Source organism: Streptomyces sp. NPDC018031 (genome assembly GCF_044327625.1).
Classification (GTDB): domain Bacteria; phylum Actinomycetota; class Actinomycetes; order Streptomycetales; family Streptomycetaceae; genus Streptomyces.
The window spans coordinates 55,098-77,755 of record NZ_JBIRFT010000010.1 but is presented as its reverse complement, the minus strand read 5'-3'; the positions used below and the strand labels follow the sequence as shown (position 1 = coordinate 77,755).

Sequence of the window (22,658 nt, the reverse complement as noted above, 5' to 3'; positions counted from 1 at the left end):
GGTAGGCTGCCGGGCCATTGGTTAAGGAATGAGTGAATCCTCGGGGGACCCGCATGACCGAACTGGCCTTCTCGGCGAGTGATCTGGCGCAGATGCGGTTCGCCGTCTCGCCGATGTGGGAGGTCGGCCCCAGCCTGCGGCTGCTGCGGTCCGGCTCCGGGCACCGCGGGCACCGCGGGTGGGCGGCCCAGGTACGGCCGCGGCTGGCGGCCGCCGGCCTCGACCGGGGGCGACTCGCCGAACTGGTCCCGGCTTCGGGGTACGTGCCCGACTTCCTCAACCCCGCACCGGCCGGGCCCGCTCCCACCCTGGCGGAGGAACTGGCCCGGATCCGGGCCACGCCCGCCGCCCGGGTGCGGCGGGAACTCGACCGCCTGCGGCACGAGCAGAAGCGGCTCGGCCCCCGGTTGCGCGGTCTGTACGCCGAGCCGCGGGAGGAACTGGCCCGGGTGGCCGAGGAGATCGGAACCTACTGGGAGCTGGCGCTGGCGCCCTACTGGGCCCGGATCCGGGCGGTGCTCGACGCCGACATCCACCACCGGCTCCGGCAGGTGGCCGCGCACGGCGCCGCCCGCCTCCTCAACGAACTGCACTCCTCGGTGAGCTGGGACGCCGACGCGCTGCGGCTGGCCCGCCGCCCTGGCCCGCTGTCCCGCGAGACGGCGGGCTCGGGGCTGCTGCTGATCCCGTCGGTGTTCACCGGGCCGGGCCTGTTCACCCGCGTGACCCCGCCGGACCCGCCCCAACTGGCCTACCCCGCCCGGGGCAGCGGCTCGCTGTGGGAGTCGCGGCACGCCACCGCGGCCGGCCCCCTCGCCACGGTGCTCGGCCGCTCCCGGGCCCGGCTGCTGACCGAACTGGACTCCCCGGCCTCCACGACCGAACTCGCCCGCCGCACCGGCCTGTCGGCGGCCGGGGTGTCCCAGTGCCTGACCGCGCTGCGCGGCGCGGGACTGGTCAGCTCGCACCGCGCCGGCCGCTGTGTGCTGTACGCCCGGACCTCCGTCGCCGAGGCGGTCCTCGCCGCCTCCGCCGAACGCCCCTGACGCGGCCGGCGGCTGTGCCGGTCCGACCCCCGCGCCGCCGTGGACCGACCCGCCGGACCGGCCGCTCAGGCCCCGACGACCCCGTCGACGCCCTCGCGCAGGAAGTCCGCGTGCCCGTTGTGGCGGGCGTACTCCAGAAGCACGTGTACCAGCGCCATCCGGAGTGAGACCTCCTCGCCCCACCGCGGCTGGTACCCGGCCAGGTCGAGCGACCCGGCCTCCCGCTCGATGCGCCGTGAGTTCTCCACCTCCGCCTCCCAGGCGGCGAAGGCCTCGGCCCGGGTGGACCCGCTCGCGTCGTACGCTGCCTGGAAATCGGTCCGGTCCGACCAGACCAGCGGCGCCTCGCCGTCCTCGAAAACCCGCCGGAACCAGGCGCGTTCCACCTCGGCCAGATGCCGCACCAGGCCGAGCAGCGAGAGCGTCGAGGGCGGCATGGACCGCCGGCGCAACTCCTCGTCGGTGAGCCCGGCGCACTTCATCGCGAGCGTCGCGCGGTGGTAGTCGAGGTAGGCCCGGAGCGTCTCGCGTTCGGTTCCGGACCGGGGCGGGTCCGTGCGGTTGCCGGCGGTCATCGCGGTACTCCTCGTCGTTCGGTGGTCTCGAAGGACCGCCACGCTATCCGCGGTCCCGCGCCACGGGCCAACCGGGCCGGCCGGCGGCCCCGGCCGGGGCACCGTCCGCCGGCGGGGGTTCCGGAGGGGGAGACCTCGCGGCGTGCGGCCCGGGGCTTCGGCGGCCCACCGCGGTCGGCCCCTGCCCCGGTGTGGCGCCGGACACGGTGCGAGGAAGTGAACGGTCTGTCAACTCGGCCACCCGATCAGGCGTCTTTCCCTGGTACGGGACACCGAAAGCGCCCGCGGGCCGGCCCCGGCCCGCAGGCGCCTCGGAGAAGGAGCGGAACGTGGGGATTGACCCAGATCTGCTGGCGGTCGTGCCGCTGGACAGCGAACGCGCGAAGGACCCCGCCGTCACCGGCGCCAAGGCGGCCCACCTGGCCCGCGCGGCCGCGGCAGGGCTGCCGGTGCTCCCCGGCTTCGCGCTGGTACCCGCCGGGCGGGCACCGGACGCCCCCACCGGCGCGGAGGCGCTGCGCCGCGCCTGGCACACGCTCGCCGGGGACGACGAGCGGCCGCTGGTCGTCCGGTCCTCCTCGGCGCACGAGGACACCGCGGACTCCTCGATGGCGGGCCGTTTCGAGTCGGTCCTCGACGTGACGGGCTGGAAGGAGTTCACCACCGCCGTGCGCACGGTCCTTGACTCGGCCCGGCGGGTGCACGTCCTGCATCCCTCCGAAGGCCGGGACGCGGACCCGCTGGACGGCATGGCGGTCCTGGTGCAGCCGATGCTGCGGGCGGTCACCGGCGGGGTGATGTTCGGCGCGGACCCGGTGGAGGGCCGTGAGGACCGCGTGCTGATCAGCGCCGTGCGCGGCGGCCCCGACCAACTGGTGAACGGCAGCACCCAGGGCGTGCGCTACCAACTCACCCGGCACGGCAGACTGCTGCGGACCGAGCCGGCCGAACCCCGCTCCGCGCGGCTGCTCGGCCGGAGCGAGACGACCCGGCTGGTCCGCATGGCCAGGAAGACGCAGCGGGTGTTCGGCGGCCCGCAGGACGTGGAGTTCGGCTTCGACGCCGACGGCCGGCTGTGGCTGTTCCAGTCCCGCCCGATCACCGCGATGGCCGCCCGGCCGCCGCGCGGCACCCGTCTGCTGGGCCCCGGCCCGGTCGCGGAGACCTTCCCCGGCGTGCTCCAGCCGCTGGAGGAGGACCTGTGGCTCGCGCCCATGTCGCACGGCCTCACGCTCGCCCTCGACATCGCCGGAGCGGCTCCCCGGCGCAAACTGCGCACCCTGCCGGTGGTCACCACCGTCGGCGGCCGGGCCGCCGCCGACCTGCGCCTGCTCGGCGCGGCCCGCTCCGCGCACCCCCTGCTGGACTTCCTCAACCCGGCCCCCGGCGCCCGCCGCGCCTCCGCCGCCTGGCGGGTGGGCCGATTGCGTTCGGCACTGCCGCTGCTCGCGCTGGACCTGATGGCCGACGTCGACCGGCGGCTCGCCGAGCTGCCCGCCCCGCGGCACCTGCTCGGCGGCCAGATCCTGGACGCGGTCTCCTGGGGGCGGGCGGTGCTGTCCCCGCTGCACGCCCAGGAGTCGCTGGCCGGCGCGCTGCTCGGTACCGGTTCCGGCGCGACCGCCGCCGGTGAGGCGCTGGCGGAGCTTGCCGAAGGCCGGGCCCGGGGCCTGACCGATGCCGAACTGCTCGCCCGCTACCCCGTCCTGCTGTCCCTGCTGCCGCCCACCCTCGGTGAACGGCCGGACCTGCCGGAGAGCACCGGCCGGCCGGGCGTGCCGCGCGGCGTGGGGGCCCTCCCGGTCCGGGAGGGCCTGCGGCTGCGCATCCGCTGGGTGCAGGAGATGCAGGCGGAGATGGTCCGCGAACTCGCCGCCCGCGGGGCCGTGGGCGCCGGTGCCGTGGGGCCGTCCCGTCTGGCCCTGCTGCGCTGGGACGAGCTGGCCCGGGCCGCCGACGGCGGCGGGCTGCCGCCCGACCTGGCCGAACGCCTTCCCAGACCGGACACCCCGGCGCTGCCCGCCGCCTTCCGGCTGGCCGACGGCCGACCGGTGGCCGACCCGACGGTGGGGCGCGGCCGCAGCGGCGAGGGGCAAGGCGCCGGCGGCGGCACCGGCACCGGTACCGCCTGGGACGGCAACGGCGACCGGCCCGAGCGGCCGGTGCTGGTGGTCAGCGCGCTCGACCCGGCGCTGGCCCCGCTGCTTCCCGGCCTCGCCGGACTGGTCGCCGAGACCGGCAGCGTCCTGTCACACCTCGCGGTACTCGCCCGCGAGTACCAGGTGCCCACCGCCGTCGGCGTGCCCGGCGCCCTGGACCGCTTCCCGCCCGGCACCGGAGTGTCGGTGGACGGAGCAACCGGAGCGGTGGAGAACACCGACCGGCACACGTCGCCGCAGACCCCGGCGACCGGGAACGGAGCGGCGGCATGAAGTACGTGAGCTATCTCTTCGGCGGGCTGTCGGCCGCCTACGCCGGGTACTACATGGTGCTGTACCTGTACCGGTGGGAGTGGCAGCGCGCGCTGATCTCCGGCGTGCTGCTGCTGATCATCGAGGGCTTCCTGGCCTGCCTGGTCCTCCTCAACCGGCTGTCCCGGCTGGAGCGAAGACTGACCGAGTACGACGCCCGGGTGGAGGAGGTGCGGCAACGGCTGGACCAGTCACGGGAGACGGCACCGGACCGCTTCCGCTGGATCGGCTCCCACGACCGCGACGGCACCCAGCGGACGTTCGTCTTCATCCCGGTCCTGATGGTGGCCGGAGCCGCCCTGTCCGGCGTGGCGTTCGTCATCCAGAAGGTCGCCGGGGCGACCGCCCGCCCGGGGGCGGAACGCCGGCTCGCCGGACGGCTCACGGCCCTCACCGCCCCTGCCGGTACCCATCCCGGCACGGCGGCCCGGGCCGCGCGGCTGGAGGACCGGCCCGCCCTCCCGCCGTCCCGCTTCTGGCGGAAGCTGGCGGTGCTGGCCGCCGCCGTCGCCACGGTGCCGATCCTGATGCTGATGCGCAGCAGCCTGGCCGACGCCACCCAGACCCGCCCCGAACCGACCCCCGACGCCGCGGCCACCACGGTGGTGTTCCGGATCGAGATGCGGGGCGAGGAGACGCCGCAGGCGCAGCAACTCGCCGCGGACGACCTGTGGCAGACCTGCCGTCGCTCCACCGCGGCCCTGAACGACCGGGGCTTCCTGCAACGCCTGGAGGACGAGGTGTACGCCGGGGTGATCCGGCCCGCCCTCCCGCCGCACGACCTGATGCGCCTGCGCGGCTGCGTCGAGGACGCCTCGACCAACCGTGCCACGGCGCGGGTGCTCGGCGAGGGCCAGGCCGAGCCCCGGTCCTGAGCCCCGGCGTTCGCCGCGGCGACCGGGCCGCGCCCGGGAGGGCCGCACACAGCCGGGCGCCGGGGAGCCCTCGCGGACTCCCCGGCGCCGTGGTGACGGTGGGTGGGCGCGCGTCCTACCGCCGGGCGCGCACCAGCAGGTAGAGGAAGTACGGCGTGCCGATCACCGCGGTCATCAGGCCGGCGCCGAGCTGGGCCGGCGCGATCACCGTACGGCCGACCAGGTCCGCGGTGCAGACGAGCACGGCCCCCAGCAGCACCGCGACCGGGACCACCCGGGCGTGCTGCCTGCCCACCAGGGCGCGCGCCGCGTGCGGCGCCACCAGACCCACGAAGCCGATCGTGCCGGCGGCCGCCACCGCGGTGGCGCTCAGCAGGACGCTCAGCACCAGGAAGCCCAGGCGCCCGCGTGCCAGGTCCAGGCCGAGCAGCCGGGGGGTGTCCTCGTCGAGCGACACGAGGTCGAGTTCGGTGCGCCGCAGCACCGCGACGAACACGCCCACCACGAGTACGGCCGCGAGCGGCGCCACATCCGGCAGGGTCCGCCCGTAGGTGGAACCCGACAGCCAGGTGAGGGCCTTCGTCGCGTTGAACGGGTCGGTCAGGACGATGAGCAGACTGATCAGCGCGGTGGAACCGGTGGCCACACCGAACCCCACCAGGACCAGCCGGTCCTGCTGGAACCCGCCTCGCGCGGCGAGTCCGAAGACGATGAGCGAGCTGACCGCGGCGCCCGCGAACGCGGCGCCCGCCACGCTCCAGGAGCCGGCCAGCGGCACCGTCGTCACCAGGAGCACGGCGCCGACCGCGGCACCGCCGGAGACGCCCAGCACGCCGGGCTCCGCGAGCGGATTGCGGGTCACGGCCTGGACGAGCGTCCCGGCCAGGGCGAGGGCCGCGCCCGCGAGGAGCGCCGCCAGCACCCGGGGCACCCGGGTGTCGAGGACGAACGTGGTGGTGCGGCCGGCCCGGCCCTGGGCCCAGTTCATCACGTCGCCGAGGAGCAGCTTGCTGTCGCCCAGCAGTACGGCGGCGATGGCCACCCCGACGAGGGCGGCCACCAGCACGGCGGTGGTGGTGAGGAAGACGGCCCGGCTCCTGATGCGCAGGCGGTCCGGAGCCGCGGCGCCGGCGGTGTCCCGGACCCTGGTGGCCATCACGACCAGGAAGACCGCCCCGACCAGGCTGGTGGCGACGCCCGTCGGCACGGCGACCGCGACGTCCGCGGGCACCACCGCGCGCAGCAGCACGTCGGAGCCGATCACCAGCCCGGCACCGGTCAGACCGGCCAGCGGCAGGCGCCCCCGGGACCGGGTGAACGCCCGGAACCTGCGGGCGAGGGGACGCACCAGCGCCGGGGCGCACAGGCCCACGAAGCCGATCGGCCCGGTGAGCGTGACGGCCGCCGCGGACAGCAGCGACGCGAGCACGACCACCGTGACCCGGGTGGCGCGGACCGGCACGCCCAGCCCGCGGGCGGCGTCGTCGCCGAGGGCCAGCGCGTCGACCCGGCGGGCGACGAGCAGCAGCCCGAGGAGGCCGACGAGGGCGATCGGCGCCATCTGCAGCACGCCGTCGAACCCGTTCTGGGAGATGCTGCCCTGGTTCCACTGGTACAGCCCCTCGGTCTCCCGCGGGTACAGCAGGAGCAGGCCCTCGGTGACGGCCGTGAGGCCGAGGGTGAGGGCGCTGCCGGCGAGGACGAGCCGTACGGTGCCGGTGCCGAGACCGGACAGCCCGAGCACGACGGCCGCCGTCACCAGGGCGCCGGCGAAGGCGACGCCGGAGGTGGCCAGCAGCGGGAGCGAGACACCGGTGACCGTGGCCAGGCCGAGGGCCAGATAGGAGCCGGCGTTGACCGCGAGGGTGTCGGGCGAGGCGAGTACGTTGCGGCTGACCGCCTGCAGGGCCGCGCCCGCCATGCCCAGTACGGCGCCGACCAGCAGGCCGGCGGTCATCCTCGGCAGCCGGGAGGCGATGACGACGGACGCGTCGTCGGGGTCGGCCTGACCGGTGAGCGCCTTCCAGACTTCCGGGGCGCCCACCGCGGCGGTGCCCTGCGTCAGGTCGACGAGCGCGAGCCCCGCGACCAGCAGGACCACGGCGGCCGTCACCACGGCCGCGCCCGACCGGGACGTGGCCGCCGACGGACGGGTGGTGGGGGCGGAGGTGGTGACGGCCATGGGTTACTTCGTCAGCGCCGCGACGACGGCGTCGACGTACTTGATCATCGACTCGGGTCCGCCGAACATCCAGACGCCGTCGGGCAGCCGGTGCACGTTGCCCTTCTTGACGAACGGCAGCGACTTCCACACGGAGTCCTTGGCCAGGGCGCCGTTGAAGGGCGTGCTGTTCTTGTCGCCGTCGTTGCCGATGTAGGCGAACTGGACGTCACCGAGCTTGGTCAGCCCCTCGACGTCGGTGGCGCCGAGACCGTAGTTCTTGTCGCCCTTGACCGTCCAGGCGTTCTTCAGGCCGAGCTTCTCGTTGACCGCGCCGATGAGCGAACCACTGGTGAACGGCCGGATCGAGACCTGGTTCGAGATGACGTAGCCGTCGGCGAAGGCGTACTCGGCACCGTCGAGGCCGGCGTCGGCGAGCGCCTTGCCGCCCTCCTCGATCTTCGCCTGGAACTGCTTCTTGAGCTTCTCGGCCTGCTCGGTGGTGCCCGTGGCCCGGGCGATCAGGTCAAGGTTCCCGGTCATCCGGCCGATCGGGTCGGAGGCGTCCGCGGCCCGCAGCGACAGGACGGGGGCGACCTTGCGCAACTGCTTCACGGCACCGGCCGGCAGGTCGTCGGTGGCGACGATGAGATCGGGCTTCAGGGAGGCGATGGTGTCCATGCTCGGCTCGCCCCGGGTGCCGATGTCCTTGGGCTCGTTCTTGAGCGGGACGGCGGTGTCCCAGGTCTGGTAGCCCTTGACGTCGGCGACGCCCGCGGGGTCGACGCCCAGCGAGACCAGGTTCTCGACGACGTTCCACTCGGTTCCGACGACCTTCTCGGCCGGCCCGTCGAGTTCCACCTTCGCGCCGGTGGCGTCGGTGAGGGTGATGCGCTCGGTGGTCTTCTTCTTCGCGTCGTCGTCGGCGGCGGGCTCGGTGGTGCCGCAGGCGGTCAGGGTGAGAGCCGCCGCGGTGGCGACCGCGGCGGTCAGGAGGAGGCGTCTCATGGGGTGGTGCTGAGCCTTTCGCTTCGCGAGTGGTGTCGGCCGATGGCGCGGGTGCGCAGCCGGCCGGTGACGGGGTCGGTGTCGACCTCGATGCGGATGCCGTAGGTGTCGGTCAGCCGCTGGGGGGTGAGTACTTCGGCGGGGAGGCCGTCGGCGATGACACGTCCCGCCCGGAGCAGCACGATCCGGTTGGCGACGGCCGCGGCCTGGTCGAGGTCGTGGAGGACGGCGCCGACGGCTATCCCGTGGTCGTCCGCCAGGTCGCGCATGAGGTCGAGGAGTTCGACCTGGTAGCGCAGGTCGAGGTAGGTCGTCGGCTCGTCCAGGAGCAGTACGCCGGTCTCCTGGGCGAGGCAGCCGGCGAGCCATACGCGTTGCAGCTGCCCACCGGAGAGGTGCTCGGCGCCGCGTTCGGCGAGCTCCGCGACGCCCGTCATGGCGAGCGCGCGGTCCACCGCCGCCCGGCCGTCCGGGTCCGGCTTGCCCAGCCGGCCCCGGTACGGGTAGCGGCCGAACTCGACGACGTCCCGCACGGTCAGCCCGCTGGGGGTGGGGCGCCCCTGGGTCAGCAGCGCGACCCGGCGGGAGAACTCGCGGGGCGACAGCGCCAGGCCGTCGGTACCGCCGTCGATGACGAGCGTGGCGGTCCTGGGCCGTTGCAGCCGCGCCAGGGTGCGCAGCAGCGTCGACTTCCCGCTGCCGTTCGGGCCCACCAGGACGGTCACTTCGCCGGGCCGCAGCGTCAACGACGCGTCGTGGACGACGTCGACGCCCCCGTACGCCACGGTGACACCCGTGGCCGACAGTTCATGGCCGCGGGGACGTCCGGCCGCGGAGATCTCTTCACCGGCTTTCACGACGCGTAGGTTAGCCTAACCTTACGATTGTCCGAAAGTCGCGGGTGGTGCTCCGCGAGACGGAATCACGCCAGGCCGGACGCATGGCCGACCGGCCCGGCCGCTCGGACCCGGCGCCGGCATCGCCGCACCGGCCCATCCCCGGCGGTCCGATGCGTACCCGGCCAGCCCCTGGCGGTCCGGTGCGTACCCGGCCAGCCCCTGGCGGTCCGGTGCGTACCCGGCGACCGCGACCGCCCCCGGCGCGCGGCGGCCTCCGGCCAGGGTGTGGCCACAGGGCCGACCGGTCTCTCTGGTCTCTCCGGTCTCTCCGGTGTCGTGCCCCCGCCCGGACCCGGCCGGCCCGGCAGCGTTCCCCTGCACCTCCGGTGCGGCACGGGCCCGCCAGCACGGTGTGCCGCCGGCAGCCGGTCAGCCGCCGAGACGGTCCCCGGACTCCGCCGGCCGCGGCGCGCCGACGGCCGCCATGTGCCGCTGGATGGCGTTGGCGGTCCGGGCCAGGTGGTCGGCCAGCACCCTGTCGTCGACGCCGTGGGCCAGGAGCAGCGGCAGGAAGTCGTACCCGGTCAGTTCGGTGCCGGACGCCCGGCGGCGGCGCAGGCGTTCCCCGGCCAGATCGACCACCGAGGCGTCGGTGGCGCGGGAGGGTGACGCGCCGGTGTGGTGACGTCGCGGGAAGAGCACGTGATCAGCCCCTTTGCTCCACATGGTGCTGGTGTGGGGGGTGTGGATCACTGTGCGCCCCGCCTCACCGCACCGTCAAGACGCCGGTACCGATCGTGCGGCCGCGACCCGCTGCCGCGGCCCCCGGCCGACCGGGGCTCCCGCGGGGGCATTTCCGCGCACCGGGACCAGCGGGGCAGCCGTCGCCGGCTCGGTGGCCGGGGCGGTCGCCCCGCCGGTCTCGACCGGGCGCGGTACGCCGAGCGCCACGTGCCCGCGCTCGGCGCCTGCCGAGGCCGTCGCTTCCGGCTACTGCCAGTACTGCTGCTGGGCCGCCGCCGCCGCTGCCGCCTGGGCCGCCTGAGCCGCTTCCCGTTCCCGTCGCTGGCGGTCCTGCTCCAGCTGGAACTCCCAGTCCAGCCGGCGCCTGCGCTCCTCTTCCTTCCGACGCCGCTCGTCGTCCTCGTGCTGTCCCTGCTGCGCTTGACTCATCTGCTTCCTCTCCCGGTGCCGGCGCCTCCCCGTACGGGCTGCCGCGGCGGGCTGATGGAGCGGAGACCGCCGCGGACGACCCGACTCTTCCCTGGTGCAAGGCCAATTGTCGGTACGACGACTGACAGATCACAAGGCTTCGCCGTCTTCTTCCCCGCCACGGCGGAGACCGTCGGACAGTGCGGCCGCCGACCGCCCGGGCCCGGGCCGGCCGGCCTCAGCCGTCGAACCCGTCCTCCTCCGCTTCCCGGTCCATCGCACGGAACTCCTCGTACAGGGCCGTCCCGGGCTCGGCCACGTACACCTCGGAAGCGGACCAGTCGAAGTCGTGGTACTCGCGGAAGAACATGTTCGCGATGCTGTCGTTGATCTCGACGCCGACCACATGCAGGGCCGGGACCCGGAACGGCCGTTCACGCGGCCACGGTTCCCCGTCGGAGACGTCCACGTGGAGGTCGATGCCGAGCAGCGGGAGGTCCGGGGAGGCGAAGGTGCCGGCGTCGGCCAGATACAGGTGGTCGTAGGGCAGGTCGTGGCCGGTACCGGGCGCCGCGGCGAGCACCGCCCCGGGCAGCAGGCCCCGGTACCTCTCCTCGTCCACCGGGGTGAGGTACGAGATGGCCCGGTCGTACGCGAATATGTCCTGCGAGCCCTCCTCGTGGGTGACGGGCGTCGCCAGCGCCCGCAGCAGGCGGTGCCAGCCGGCGGCGTCGGTGAAGTCGGTCCGGAGTACGGGGGCGGCATCCGTGCGGGGCAGGCGTACCTGATGGCGATCACGGTTCATGGCGCGGACCCTAGCGGCGGCCACCGACAACCCCGGGACACCCGGCGGCCCGGCCTCCGAGCGCGGTCCGCCGGCCGCACCGCCCGGCGGCCCGGCCGGGCGGTGCCGGGCCACCACCGGGGCGGTGCCGGGCCCGCCCGGAACGCCGGGCGGCGGAGCCGGCATGAAACGGAATCAGCTGGTCGGTCCGGTGCCGCAGCTGGTTTCATGCCCTGATGCGAAGCACGCAGAACGAGGCAACGCCACCCGCCACCGACCCCTGGCCCCGGTTCTTCGCCGGTCGCGGGCACCCCGCGGCGCGCCGGATCGGTGCCGGGACCGAGGGTGTCGTCTACCGGCTGGGTGACGGCCGGATCGCCAAGGTGTGGACCCGCCGGCCGCCGGCCGGTCTCGAACTCACTCGCCGGGTGTACGCGGACATCGCGCGGCACCGGCTGCCGTTCGCCACCCCGGAGATCCTCGAAGTCCAGCAGTACGAGGGTGTCTGGGTGACGTACGAGCGCGAGCTGCCCGGCGTCGCGGCGCGGGCCGACTCCGCGCACGAGCGGTACGAACGCCATATCCCCGGCCGCCGGCGGGACGTGCTGCTCACGGTCCTGCGCGGTCTCGCCTCGGTGCCCGGCACCGACGCCATGCGCAGGCTCACCGTGCAGGGCGACGACCGTCCGCTGTGGCGGGACCACGACCGCTTCCAGGACGCGCTCGGGGCCCTGGTCGCCCGCGCCGCGCACCGGCACGGTGCCGCGCTGGCCCGGCACCTGCCGGACTTCGACCCGGGGGTGGAACGGACGTTGCGCGCCCTGCGGTCGTTGCCCGACGCCCCGGTCACGGTGATCCACGGCGACCTCGTCCCGTCCAACATCCACACCGACGCGGCCGGCCGGCCGGTCGCCGTACTGGACTTCGGCTTCTGCACGACGGCGGGCGACCCGGCGTTCGAGGCCGCTGTCACCGCGGCCGTCTGGGACATGTACGGGCCGTACGCCGAGGAGCACACCGCCGAGCTCACCCGGCTCTTCGCCCGTGAACTCGGTCATGCCCCCGCCACCCTCGCGGCCTACCAGGCCGCGTACGCCCTCACCACCTACGACCTGTTCGGCCTGGACGACAACGACGGACACTTCCGCTGGTGCGCCGGACTGCTGCGCCGGAACGCCGTGTTCGCCGCCGGGGAAGCGGGCGACCGGTGACGCCGCGCCATGCCACCGGGCACCGGCCGGTGAGGGCCGCCACCCCGGCACGGGCCTGCCGCGGCCTGGAGCACGCACCACCGCGGGGGTCAGTAGGCTGCCGGGATGATCAAGCCGATTGAACTCGTGATATTCGACTGCGACGGGGTGCTGGTCGACAGCGAACGCATCGCGGCCCGCGTCCAGGTCGCCCTCGGCGCGGAACTGGGCTGGGCCCTCACCGAGGACGAGGTCGTCGACCGGTTCATCGGGCGCTCGCACGCCGCCATCCGCGAGCAGGTCGCCGCCCGGCTCGGTGAGGAGACCGCCGCGCTGTGGTCCAAGCGGTTCGAACAGCTCCACCGCGAGGCGGTGGACACCGGTCTGACCCCCGTCGACGGCCTCCCCGAGGCGCTCGCCGCCATCACGCTGCCGACCTGTGTGGCCTCCAGCGGTACGCACGACAAGATGCGCCACACCCTGGGCCGCACCGGCCTCTACGAACACTTCGCGGGCCGCATCCACAGCGCCACCGAAGTCGCTCGTGGCAAGCCGGCCCCGGACCTCTTCCTGCACGCCGCACGGCAGTCGGGGGTCGACCCCGCCGCCTGTGTGGTGGTCGAGGACAGCCGGCCCGGCGTCCTGGCCGCCCGCGCGGCCGGTATGCGGGCCTTCGGCTACGCCGGCGGACTGACCCCGGCGGAACGGCTCGAAGGGCCGGGCACCACCGTCTTCCACGACATGCGCGAACTGCCGGCCCTGCTCGCCGCACAGGTGCGCGGCTGAGGCGCCGTCACCCCGCCCGGCCGCCGCGCGGCCGGGCACGGGCGGGTGGCACGCAGCCGCCGCCGGAACGGGCCGTCCGCCGGGCGAAGCCTTCGCCGGCGGCTCGCCGCCCCGACGGGGACGGCTCGAGGGGTCCCGGCTTCGGCGCCGGGGACTCCGAGGAGTACCAGGAGGATGTGGAGCCCCCCGTCGACGAGGACCTGAGCGCGATCAGGGTCCCGGCGATCGTCGGCGTGGGTACCGAGGACGTGCGGGACTTCCGGCGGATCGCCGAGCATCCGGCCGGCTCGCTGCCCGACGCCGAACTGGTTCGCTTCCCCAGCACCGGGCACCTCATCCCCCGGCACCGGGCACCTCATCGCCCTCGAACGCCCGGCCGAGACCTCCCGGCTCGTCGGCGACTTCCTGGCGCGCGTCCGGTGGGCGTGACGTCCCGCCGCAGCCGTCCGGGCGAACCGGACCCACCGTCCGCACACCGCCGGGCGGACCGGGGGCACGGGGCCGGCCCGCGTCCGGTCACCGGGAGGCACCCGGCCCGGACGCCCGCACCACCTGGGTGACGGCCCGGCGGGGGAGGGGGAGTTCACCCGCCTCCGCCCGGCGGTGCGGACCGACCGGCGCCGTCCCCCGCCCGGACGGGCGGTCCGGCTCCGGCTGCCCGCTCGCCGGCCCCGACCGGCTGCCTCGCGGCGCCGTCCGCGCCGGCCTGGCCACCACTCGGGTTCACAGTCCGGGGCGCAGCAGCAGTTCTCCGGCCAGCCCGACGGCTTCCCGGGTGGTGCGTCCGGGGTGGTCTGCGGCGATGAAGTGGCGGCCGATCGCCAGCGTGAAGATCAGAGTGCTGCGTGCCTCGATGTCATCCGGATCGGTGAGGAAGCTCCCGAACATGGCGCGGAGGAAGTCCATCCGGGCGTTGTCGACCCGCCGCAGCCGCTCCGCGACCGACGGGTCGTGGCGAGCCCACTCGCGGACCGCGAGATCGATCCGGTGCAGGTCCTCCGAGAAGGTCAGCCGGCTGGCCCGCCGGATCCTCTCCGCGGGGTCTCCGCCCTCGTCCTCGACCTGTTCGAGGATGGCGCCGGTGCAACGGTGTTCCCACGCGTCGAGCATCTCGGCGAGCAACGCGGGGCGACCGTCGAAGTATCCGTAGAAGCCGCCCTTCGTCACCCCGATGCCGGCGGCCAGTGCCTCCACCCGGACCGCGTCCGGTCCGCCTTGGGCGAGGGCGTCGAGCCCCGCCTCGATCCAGCGGCTGCGGGGTGTACGAGCGGTCGGAGGCACCTGCCCACCTGCTCTCGGGGTCTCGGGTCCCCGGGGGGCCCGGGGTCTCGGTTCGGAGGGTGTACGGTACCGTACAGATCAAGATATACGGTGGCGTACAGAACGCGAGGTGGCACATGGCGCGGCTCCCGAGGTCGGCACACACCCGGCATCCCTGGCGCATTCACGAACTCACCACCGACTTCCGGGTGGAGGACGTGTGGACCTTCCGCACCCCCGGAGCCGGCCCCGGCGACTTCCCCGCGATGCTCGCCGCGATGCGGACCTCCGGCGGGCTGGCGAGGCAGACCCGGCCGGTGCGCTTCCTGTTCGCCGTCCGGTGGAGACTCGGCGCACTCCTCGGCTGGGACCGCCCGGCGGCCGGTGTCGGCGCGCGGGTCGGCTCGCTCCGGGACCGCCTGCCCGGCGACCTCCGGGAAGCCCCCCGGGGCCCGGACAACGACGCCATGCCCCTGAAGGCGGTCTACGAGACCGCCACGGAGTCCGTGCGCGAACTGGCGAACGCCACGGTGCACACCGTGATGCACCTCGGCTGGGCGCAGGGGGCGGACGGTGACCATGAACTGCGGATGGCCGTCCTGGTCAAACCCAACGGGGGGTTCGGACGCCTCTACATGGCCCTCATCGCGCCGTTCCGGCACCTCCTCGTCTACCCGGCCCTGACCCGGCAGTGGGAACGGGCCTGGCGCGACCGCGACCACCTCGCCGCCCGCGCCGGCCGCCTCTGACCGGAGCGGCCCCGTCCCGTCCGGCCGCCCCCGGGGCCGCTGCGGCTCGCGGTCGGCGGCCCGGGCGCCGGGTCTCCGCGCCCGGCGCGGCCCGCCATGGCGCGGCTGCCTTCCGGACGGCCGGGCTCGACCGGCCGCGCCGGGATCGGGCAGACTTGAGGTGACGAAGGGGAGACGATGAGCGCACAGCCCGAGCACTCCGCCGGCCGGCCGGTCCGCGCGATCCCGCACACCATCAACGGCATCGGGGAGGCCCTGCAGGGGACGGCCCGGGCACAGTTCTACGGGGAGGTGCTGGCCGCGGAGGACACCCGGGTGCCCGAGGTGATGGGACGGTGGTGGATGAAGGCGATGCTGGACCGGGCTCCCGGGGCCGACCGCAGCCGCGAGCGCGGCAGCGCCGGACAGGGCATGACGCTCATCGAGGACCTGATGTCGCGACTGGAGCAGTCACCGGCGTGACCCTGCGACGCAGGCCCGGATGGGCCGTCTACATCGAGGACACACCCGCCTCCATCATCCTGGACATGCCCCGCGACCTGGCCAAGGCCGTCACCAACTACGTCGCGGCACTGGCCCTGGAGGCCGGCGGCGCCCATGACGCCGGCCGGGACCTGCCGGGGGAGCCCATGGACCACACGGGCCTGCGCCGGGGCCTGCGGATCGAGGGCGAACCGGTGCTCGTCGAGTACACCGTCCGCCCCGACATACGCGCCGTCCAGGTGTGCGTGCTGGTCTGGTACAGCTGACCGCCGCCGTGCGGGACGGCAAGTCCTCGTACGGCGGCGGTCCCGGCCCGGCCCCGCGGGGCCCGGCGGGTCAGGGGCGGCTGGTGAGGTAGCCGCCCATGGCGGTGAAGTACTCCGTCGCGGCCAGCTCCTGGCCCTCCTCGTTCCGTACCCGGGTGATGGCCAGGCCGTGGTTGCGGCCGGTGCGGGCGTCGGCGCCGGCGACGATCACCACACCGTCGCCTTCGCGGTAGAAGATGCGGCCGGGGGTGCCGCCGTACCGGCCCTCGGACACCACCGCCGCCAGGATCTCCAGGCGCTTGCCCTTGTGGTAGGTGAAGGCGCTGGGGTACGGCTCGGACTGCGCGCGGACCAGGCGCTCGAGGTCGGCCGCCGGCCAGGTCCAGTCGATGCGGCTGTCCTCGATGGACCGCTTGTGGAAGAAGCTCGCCTGGGACCGGTCCTGCTTGGTGAACTCCGTCTGCCCGGACGCGATGAGGTCGAGCGCGCCGATGGTGACCGGGGCGATGAGGTCGACGGTCTTGTGGAAGAGGTCGGTGGCGGTGTCCGCCGGTCCGACCGGGACCGCCTCCTGCCGGACGATGTCGCCGGCGTCGAGCTCGTCGTTCATCATGTGCGCGGTGACGCCCACTTCGGTCTCGCCGTTGATCAGGGCCCAGATCAGCGGCGAGAAGCCGGCGTACCGGGGCAGCAACGAGTCGTGGACGTTGAGCGTGCCGCGGCGCGGCAGGTCGAAGATGCGCGGGGGTATCCAGGTCCGCCAGTTGTTCGCCACGATGATGTCCGGGTCGGCCTCCTTGAGGCGCTCGAACAGCTCGTCGTCGTCCGGGCGGTTGCGGAGCAGCACCGGCACGCCGTTCTCCTCGGCGAGGTCGGCGACGGAGTCGCTCCAGATCTTCTCGTACGCGTGCTCGCTCTTGGGATGCGTCACGACCAGGACCACGTCGTGTTCGGAATCCAGGAGGGCTTGCAGGGTGCGGTGCCCCCAGGTCTGGTAACCGAACATGACGACGCGCATGGGGTTCCTCCTCCAAGCAGGGATTGACCAGGGAAGAGTAAAGCAAGGCTTACCTTAGCTTGCAACCTGCCTATATGGTGCTCCAGTTGACGGCTCCCGTGCCCGTCGGCCGGGCTCGGTGCGTCGACGGCCCGGTCGGGCCCGATGTGTCGACAGCGTCACTGGTTTAGCTTAGGCTTGCCTAAGTTCGTGGCGTGCCGCTCCGTTGGCATGCCCGCCTTTTCAACTTCCCACGCCTGACAGGCGACTGCCCCGCACGATGGGAGTGACATGTCACGGGTTCCTCCTGGTGACGCAGCACCGGTTCACGATCTCATTGGCATCGGCTTCGGACCGTCCAATGTGGCCATGGCGATCGCACTCGGCGAGCACAACGCGCGCGTCGACAGGCAGGAGGCGATCACCGCTCACTTCTTCGAGCAGCAGCCGCGGTTCGGGTGGCACCGCGGCATGCTGATCGACGACGCGACCATGCAGGTGTCCTTCCTCAAGGACCTGGTGACGCTCCGAAACCCGGCCAGCGAGTTCAGCTTCCTGTGCTACCTGAAGAGCAAGGGCCGGCTGATCGACTTCATCAACCACAAGAACCTCTTCCCGCTGCGGGTCGAGTTCCACGACTACTTCGAGTGGGCCGCGGCCAAGGTCGAGGACATGGTCTCGTACGGCCACGAGGTCGTCGGCGTCGCGCCCGTGGTCCGCGACGGAGCGGTGGAGTACCTGGATGTGACGGTCCGGTCCGGGGAGAGCCTCTCGGTCCACCGGGCCCGCAACCTCGTCATCGGCACCGGGCTGCGCCCGCTGATACCGGACGGCATGGAGCGCGGCGACCGCGTCTGGCACAACTCCGAACTGCTGGCGAGGGTGGCGGAGCTGGACGGCACCGCCCCCTCCCGCTTCGTCGTGGTGGGCGCCGGCCAGAGCGCGGCCGAGAACGTCGCCTACCTGCACCGCCACTTCCCCGCGGCCGAAGTCTGCGCGGTCTTCTCGCGCTACGGCTACAGCCCCGCCGACGACAGCGCTTTCGCCAACCGGATCTTCGACCCCGGGGCGGTCGACGAGTACTTCGCCGCGCCCGAGGATGTCAAACGCCGGCTGATGGACTATCACGGCAACACCAACTACTCCGTGGTGGACATCGACCTGATCGACGACCTCTACCGCCAGAGCTACCAGGAGAAGGTCCTCGGTACCGAGCGGCTGCGGTTCCTCAACGTGTCCCGGCTCGTGGACGTGGAGGAGACGCCGACGGCGGTCCGCGCCACGGTGAAGTCCCTGGTCACCGGCGAGGAGACGCCGCTCGACGCGGACGTGGTGGTCTTCGCCACCGGCTACCGCCAGGCCGACCCCCTCGGTCTGCTGGGCGAGGTGGCGGACCGCTGCCTCCGCGACGGCGAGGGACGCGTCCGTGTCGAGCGCGACTACCGCGTGGCGACCGACCCCGAGGTGCGCTGCGGCATCTACCTGCAGGGCGGCACGGAGCACACGCACGGCATCACCTCGTCGCTGCTGTCCAACACCGCGATCAGGGTCGGCGAGATCCTGGACTCGCTCCTCGGCCGGAGCGTCAAGTCCGCAGCCGACGAGGCCCGCACGGTCGCCGACGGAATCGGCAGCGCCGCCCGCTAGTCCGGCCCGGTCCGCCGCCGAGCCGCCGGCCCGGCGGCACCGGACCGGGCGGGCGGGCCGGTCCGTGCCCGGGAGAGGGGCAGGTGTGTCCCCGGGCACGCGCCCCAGCGCCGGCCGGGTTCGCCGGACCCCTCGCCGGGGCAGCGGTGGCCGCCCGGGTGCCGGTCGGCCGTTCGTCGGTGGTGGATCAAAGGGATAACGTAAGTGGACATGGGCATGACTGCAGTTGAGCGTCCCGCGCCCGGTGGCTGGTCACAGGTCCGGCGGCGGCGAGCCGTGGGGTTGGGCACGCTCGTGGTGATCCTCGCGGTCGCCGGGGCGGCGTCGTTGGCGATCGGTGCGCGCGCGTTGAGCCCGGCCGAGGTATGGCGCGGGCTGTTCGCGTCTGCGGACTCCGACCAGCGGCTCACCGAGATCAGGCTCATCGTGGAGACCGTACGGGTACCCCGGACGGTGCTCGCGATCGTGGCGGGCGTCGCCCTGGGGGTCGGGGGAGCGCTGATCCAGGGGTACACCCGCAACCCGATCGCCGACACCGGCCTGCTGGGGGTGAACGCGGGCGCCTCGTTCGCCGTGGTGTCGGTGATCTCCGTGTTCGGGCTCACCGACCCCTTCCAGTACGTCTGGTTCGCCTTCCTGGGAGCGGCCGTCGCCGGGGTCGTGGTGTTCGGACTGGCCAGCATCGGCCGCGGGGCCGGCAATCCGCTGACGCTCGCCCTGGCGGGGCAGGGGGTCACGGTGTTCCTCGCGGCGATGACCACGGCGGTCGCGCTGTCGGACCAGGCCGCGCTGAACGCGCTGCGGTTCTGGAACACCGGCTCGGTGGCCGGCGTCGGATTCGACGTCATCTGGCCGGTGGCCGGGTTCGTCGCGGTCGGCCTGGTGCTGGCCCTGACCGTGCTGCCGGCCCTCAACCTGCTCAACCTGGGCGACGACGTGGCGCGGGGTCTCGGGGTGAACATCGCCGCGACCCGGACCGTCGGCATCGTCGCGATCACCCTGCTGGCGGGCGCCGCGACCGCGGCGTGCGGCCCCATCGCCTTCCTCGGGCTCATGGTGGCCCACGTGGCCCGGTACCTGACCGGGCCGGACTATCGCTGGCTGGTGCCGTACGCGGGCCTGCTCGGCGCCGTCACCCTGCTGATCTGCGACATCGTGGGACGACTGGTGGCCCGGCCGGGCGAGTTGGACGCGGGAGTGCTCGTCGCCCTGCTCGGCGCCCCGTTCTTCGCCGCCCTGGTCTGGCGCGGAAAGCTCAGGAACGCATGAACGGGACGGATGTGAAGCCTTCGGTGACGCCGGGCCTGCGGCTCGGCCGGGTGTCGTTCGTCTGGCGGCCCTGGGTCCTCCTCGTCACACTGCTGCTGGCGGCGGCGACGTTCCTGGTGTTCTGCCTGTCCATCGGCATCGGGGACTTCCCGATCAGCCTGTCCCAGGTGATCGCCACGATCTTCGGCCAGGGCGAGCCGGTCGACGAGTTCGTCATCATGGATCTGCGGATGCCGCGTGCCATGGCCGGGCTGGTGGTGGGGGTCGCGCTGGGGGTGTCCGGCGCGATCACGCAGTCCATCGCACGCAATCCGCTGGCCAGCCCGGACGTGCTGGGGATCACCGGGGGCGCCAGCGCCGTCGCGGTGTTCCTGGTGACGGTCTCGGGCGGCGCCGCCTCGGCGATCGAAGGCACCGTGGGCCTGTCCGCGGCGGCGCTCGCCGGCGGTCTCGGCACCGGCCTGCTGGTGTACTTCCTGGCCTGGCGGCGCGGCATCGACAGCTTCCGGCTGATCCTCATCGGGATCTCGGTGAGCGCCGTGATGGAGGCGCTCACGTCCTGGATGCTGACCAAGGCCGACATCAGGGACGTGGCCCGGGCACAGGCGTGGCTGGTCGGCTCACTGGACAACCGGTCGTGGGACGAGGTGACACCGGCGCTCTGGTGCACCGCCGCCCTCCTGGTCCTGGTGTCGTGCGTGGCCTTCCAGTTCAAGCCGATGCACTTCGGTGACGACGTCGCCGCGGGGCTGGGCGTCCGCTACGGGATGGTCCGAGCGGTCCTGCTGCTGTGCGCGGTCCTGCTGGCCGGTGTGGCGGTGAGCGCGGCGGGCCCGGTCCCGTTCGTCGCGCTGGTGGCGCCGCAGGTGGCGATGCGTCTGGCGCGCTGTCCCACCCCGCCGATGGTGGCTTCCGGCGCGGTGGGGGCGGTGCTGCTGATCGGTGCGGACCTGGTGGCGCGCACCGCGCTCCCGGTCACCCTCCCGGTCGGTGTGGTCACCTCCGCGATCGGCGGCCCCTTCCTCGTATATCTGCTGGTGCGGGCGAACCGCAGGTAGTTGATGCAAAGGTCAGGAATGCTCGAAGAAGGGGGCCTCGTGGTCGCTCAGCACAACACCGAGTCGGGTTCCGGAGCCGGCGGCGTCGCACGGCTCTCGGCCAGGGGCGTGACGGTCGGGTACGGCGACCGGGCGGTCATCGACGATCTCGACGTGGCGATCCCGCCAGGAGTGATCACCACGATCATCGGGCCCAACGGATGTGGCAAGTCGACCCTGTTGCGGACCCTGTCGCGGCTGCTCAAGCCGACCAGGGGCACGGTCGTGCTGGACGGCGAGGACATCGCCAGGCTCAGGACCAGGGACGTGGCGAAGAAGCTGGGCCTGCTGCCGCAGGCGCCGGTCGCGCCGGACGGGCTGACGGTGGCCGACCTGGTCGCCAGGGGACGCCATCCGCACCAGAGCTGGCTGCGGCAGTGGTCGTCGGACGACGCCGCCGTCGTGGAGCGCGCGCTGGCCATGACCGGAGTGGCCGATCTGGCCGACCGTCCGGTCGACGCGCTCTCCGGCGGACAGCGGCAGCGCGTCTGGATCTCCATGACCCTGGCTCAGGGCACCGATCTGCTGCTGCTGGACGAGCCGACCACCTATCTGGACCTGGCGCACGCGATCGACGTGCTCGACCTGGTGGACGACCTGCACGAGTCGGGATGCACCGTGGTCACCGTGCTCCACGACCTCAACCTGGCCGCGCGGTACAGCGACAACCTCGTCGTGATGAAGGCGGGGTCGATCCTGGCGCAGGGTCATCCCCGAGAGGTGATCACCGCCGAACTGCTGGACGAGGCGTTCGGGTTGCGCGCCGCGGTGATCGACGACCCGGTGGGTGACCGGCCGCTCATCGTGCCGATCGGCCGTACCCACGTCCAGCTCGGCCACACTCCGGCGAAGACACGGTGAAGTTAGGCTAGGCTAACCTCACTTCGGCCGGATACAGTACGCGTGCCCTGAGACAGCGGCGCACCGGACAGCGCGAAAGCAAGGGAACTCGGATGCTCCTCCATCGAACGACGCTCATGAAGCCCTGGCGGCGGCTGGCGGCCACACTGTCCGCCGCGATCCTCGGCGTCGCCCTCCTCGCCGGTTGTGGTTCCGACTCGGCGGATGATTCGGGCGACGACACCCCGGCCGGCGCCGGCGGCGCGTTCCCGGTCACCGTGGAGCACGCGTTCGGGTCCACGGAGGTCACCAAGGCCCCCAAGCGCGTCGTCTCCGTCGGCTACACCGACGACCAGGCCATCCTGGCGCTCGGGACCAAGCCCGTGGGCATGGTCGACCAGTACCCGAACCCCCCGGGTAAGAGCCCGGACATCAACACCCAGTGGCCCTGGGTCAAGGACAAGTGGGGCGACGCCCGCCCCGAGGTCGTCATGAGCAACGGCGACTCCGGCCCCAACTACGAGAAGATCGCGGCTCTTCGGCCGGACCTGATCATCGCGGTCTACTCCGAGATCGACCGGGACGCGTACGACAAGCTCTCCAGGATCGCCCCGACGGTGGGCCGCACCAAGGGGGAGAAGGAGCCCTTCAGCGCGCCGTGGCAGGACAACGCGCTGCACATCGCCAAGGCCCTCGGCAAGGCCGACGAGGGCGCCAAGCTGGTCCAGGGCATCCAGGACAAGCTCGCCGCGGCCCGCAAGGCGCACCCGGAGTTCGCCGACCAGACCGCCGTCGCGCTGTCCTGGTACAAGGACTCGGTGGCGCCGTTCACCACCACCGACGTGCGCGGGCGGCTGGTGACCGGCATCGGCTTCAAGGGCGCGACCCGGATCGACGAGATCGCCGACGGCGACTTCTACACCGTGCTCTCCCCCGAGCGCGTCGACCTGATCGACGTCGACCGCATCTTCGTCATCAACGACCAGGCCGACCAGAAGGCGCTGAAGGACTTCGAGCTCTTCGCCAACCTGCCCGCGGCCAAGAACGGCAAGGTGTCCTACCTGCTGGACAGCGAGGGTCCGGCGATCGGCGCCGCGATGTCCCAGAGCACCCTGCTGTCCCTGCCGTACGCGATCGACGAACTCGTCAAGTCGGTCGGCTAG

Annotated in this window: 22 protein-coding genes; 13 read left to right on the top strand and 9 right to left on the bottom strand. The window is 73.4% G+C overall.

The features are described from left to right. Positions 1-53 precede the first annotated feature (53 nt). Complete coding sequence (locus ACH4B3_RS22110) at positions 54-1,046, top strand: DUF5937 family protein (RefSeq protein WP_398465155.1); 993 nt, start codon at positions 54-56, stop codon at positions 1,044-1,046. Positions 1,047-1,111: 65 nt separating this feature from the next. On the opposite strand, the gene ACH4B3_RS22105 is transcribed toward ACH4B3_RS22110, so the two are convergent. Next, positions 1,112-1,621, bottom strand: coding sequence for a DinB family protein (locus ACH4B3_RS22105; protein ID WP_398465153.1), 510 nt, complete (start codon positions 1,619-1,621; stop codon positions 1,112-1,114). Positions 1,622-1,950: 329 nt separating this feature from the next. Between ACH4B3_RS22105 and ACH4B3_RS22100 the strand changes: the two genes are divergently transcribed. Both ACH4B3_RS22100 and ACH4B3_RS22095 read left to right on the top strand, forming a co-directional pair. Then, positions 1,951-4,053, top strand: coding sequence for a PEP/pyruvate-binding domain-containing protein (locus tag ACH4B3_RS22100; protein ID WP_398465151.1), 2,103 nt, complete (start codon positions 1,951-1,953; stop codon positions 4,051-4,053). Next, positions 4,050-4,967, top strand: coding sequence for a hypothetical protein (locus ACH4B3_RS22095; protein ID WP_398465149.1), 918 nt, complete (start codon positions 4,050-4,052; stop codon positions 4,965-4,967). Before ACH4B3_RS22100 ends, ACH4B3_RS22095 begins: the two co-directional genes overlap by 4 nt. Before the next feature lie 115 nt (positions 4,968-5,082). Here ACH4B3_RS22095 and ACH4B3_RS22090 read toward each other — a convergent pair whose 3' ends face one another. The 6 genes from ACH4B3_RS22090 to ACH4B3_RS22065 form a co-directional block, all read right to left on the bottom strand. Beyond that, positions 5,083-7,149, bottom strand: coding sequence for an iron ABC transporter permease (locus ACH4B3_RS22090; protein WP_398465147.1), 2,067 nt, complete (start codon positions 7,147-7,149; stop codon positions 5,083-5,085). A gap of 3 nt (positions 7,150-7,152) precedes the next feature. Next, complete coding sequence (locus tag ACH4B3_RS22085; RefSeq protein WP_398465145.1) at positions 7,153-8,136, bottom strand: iron-siderophore ABC transporter substrate-binding protein; 984 nt, start codon at positions 8,134-8,136, stop codon at positions 7,153-7,155. Then, positions 8,133-8,993 (bottom strand): ABC transporter ATP-binding protein, encoded by an 861-nt coding sequence (locus ACH4B3_RS22080; RefSeq protein ID WP_398465143.1) that lies wholly within the window; start codon positions 8,991-8,993, stop codon positions 8,133-8,135. The genes ACH4B3_RS22085 and ACH4B3_RS22080 overlap by 4 nt, the downstream gene beginning before the upstream one ends. A 411-nt stretch (positions 8,994-9,404) precedes the next feature. After that, positions 9,405-9,728, bottom strand: a complete 324-nt coding sequence (locus ACH4B3_RS22075; RefSeq protein ID WP_398465141.1) for a hypothetical protein — start codon at positions 9,726-9,728, stop codon at positions 9,405-9,407. 237 nt (positions 9,729-9,965) lie between these two features. Next, on the bottom strand, positions 9,966-10,148 hold the full coding sequence (locus tag ACH4B3_RS22070) for a hypothetical protein (protein ID WP_398465140.1): 183 nt from the start codon (positions 10,146-10,148) through the stop codon (positions 9,966-9,968). A gap of 217 nt (positions 10,149-10,365) precedes the next feature. Next, positions 10,366-10,932, bottom strand: coding sequence for a DUF6924 domain-containing protein (locus tag ACH4B3_RS22065; protein WP_398465138.1), 567 nt, complete (start codon positions 10,930-10,932; stop codon positions 10,366-10,368). A gap of 215 nt (positions 10,933-11,147) precedes the next feature. On the opposite strand from ACH4B3_RS22065, the gene ACH4B3_RS22060 reads away from it, so the two are divergent. Next, positions 11,148-12,122 carry a phosphotransferase family protein gene (locus ACH4B3_RS22060; protein WP_398465136.1) on the top strand — a complete coding sequence of 325 codons (975 nt, stop codon included), beginning with the start codon at positions 11,148-11,150 and terminating at the stop codon, positions 12,120-12,122. Between the two features lie 105 nt (positions 12,123-12,227). Beyond that, positions 12,228-12,887 (top strand): HAD family hydrolase, encoded by a 660-nt coding sequence (locus ACH4B3_RS22055; RefSeq protein WP_398465134.1) that lies wholly within the window; start codon positions 12,228-12,230, stop codon positions 12,885-12,887. A 723-nt stretch (positions 12,888-13,610) separates the two neighbouring features. Here the strand turns inward: ACH4B3_RS22055 and ACH4B3_RS22050 are convergent. Further along, entirely contained in the window at positions 13,611-14,168 is a 558-nt protein-coding gene (locus ACH4B3_RS22050) for a TetR/AcrR family transcriptional regulator (RefSeq protein WP_398465132.1), read from the bottom strand. A gap of 116 nt (positions 14,169-14,284) precedes the next feature. Here ACH4B3_RS22050 and ACH4B3_RS22045 point away from each other — a divergent pair, with 116 nt between their 5' ends. The 3 genes from ACH4B3_RS22045 (at position 14,285) to ACH4B3_RS22035 (ending at position 15,645) form a co-directional block, all read left to right on the top strand. Next, positions 14,285-14,896 carry a DUF2867 domain-containing protein gene (locus tag ACH4B3_RS22045; protein ID WP_398465130.1) on the top strand — a complete coding sequence of 204 codons (612 nt, stop codon included), beginning with the start codon at positions 14,285-14,287 and terminating at the stop codon, positions 14,894-14,896. A gap of 177 nt (positions 14,897-15,073) precedes the next feature. Continuing rightward, the gene (locus ACH4B3_RS22040) at positions 15,074-15,358 is read left to right on the top strand and encodes a hypothetical protein (protein ID WP_398465128.1); all 285 of its coding nucleotides are present in this window, start codon (positions 15,074-15,076) and stop codon (positions 15,356-15,358) included. Next, positions 15,355-15,645: a hypothetical protein gene (locus ACH4B3_RS22035; RefSeq protein ID WP_398465126.1), complete on the top strand. Its 291-nt coding sequence runs from the start codon at positions 15,355-15,357 to the stop codon at positions 15,643-15,645. The genes ACH4B3_RS22040 and ACH4B3_RS22035 overlap by 4 nt, the downstream gene beginning before the upstream one ends. A gap of 70 nt (positions 15,646-15,715) precedes the next feature. On the opposite strand, the gene ACH4B3_RS22030 is transcribed toward ACH4B3_RS22035, so the two are convergent. Beyond that, on the bottom strand, positions 15,716-16,663 hold the full coding sequence (locus ACH4B3_RS22030; protein ID WP_398465124.1) for a methionyl-tRNA formyltransferase: 948 nt from the start codon (positions 16,661-16,663) through the stop codon (positions 15,716-15,718). 270 nt (positions 16,664-16,933) lie between these two features. On the opposite strand from ACH4B3_RS22030, the gene ACH4B3_RS22025 reads away from it, so the two are divergent. From ACH4B3_RS22025 to ACH4B3_RS22005, 5 genes are all read left to right on the top strand, one after another. Continuing rightward, a complete protein-coding gene (locus ACH4B3_RS22025) occupies positions 16,934-18,289 on the top strand; it encodes a lysine N(6)-hydroxylase/L-ornithine N(5)-oxygenase family protein (RefSeq protein ID WP_398465122.1) in 1,356 nt (451 codons plus the stop codon). Between the two features lie 210 nt (positions 18,290-18,499). Then, positions 18,500-19,558, top strand: coding sequence for a FecCD family ABC transporter permease (locus ACH4B3_RS22020; protein ID WP_398465120.1), 1,059 nt, complete (start codon positions 18,500-18,502; stop codon positions 19,556-19,558). Then, on the top strand, positions 19,555-20,616 hold the full coding sequence (locus ACH4B3_RS22015) for a FecCD family ABC transporter permease (protein ID WP_398465118.1): 1,062 nt from the start codon (positions 19,555-19,557) through the stop codon (positions 20,614-20,616). The genes ACH4B3_RS22020 and ACH4B3_RS22015 overlap by 4 nt, the downstream gene beginning before the upstream one ends. Positions 20,617-20,655: 39 nt before the next feature. Then, positions 20,656-21,516 (top strand): ABC transporter ATP-binding protein, encoded by an 861-nt coding sequence (locus ACH4B3_RS22010; protein ID WP_398465116.1) that lies wholly within the window; start codon positions 20,656-20,658, stop codon positions 21,514-21,516. 92 nt (positions 21,517-21,608) lie between these two features. Further along, positions 21,609-22,658 (top strand): iron-siderophore ABC transporter substrate-binding protein, encoded by a 1,050-nt coding sequence (locus ACH4B3_RS22005; protein WP_398465114.1) that lies wholly within the window; start codon positions 21,609-21,611, stop codon positions 22,656-22,658.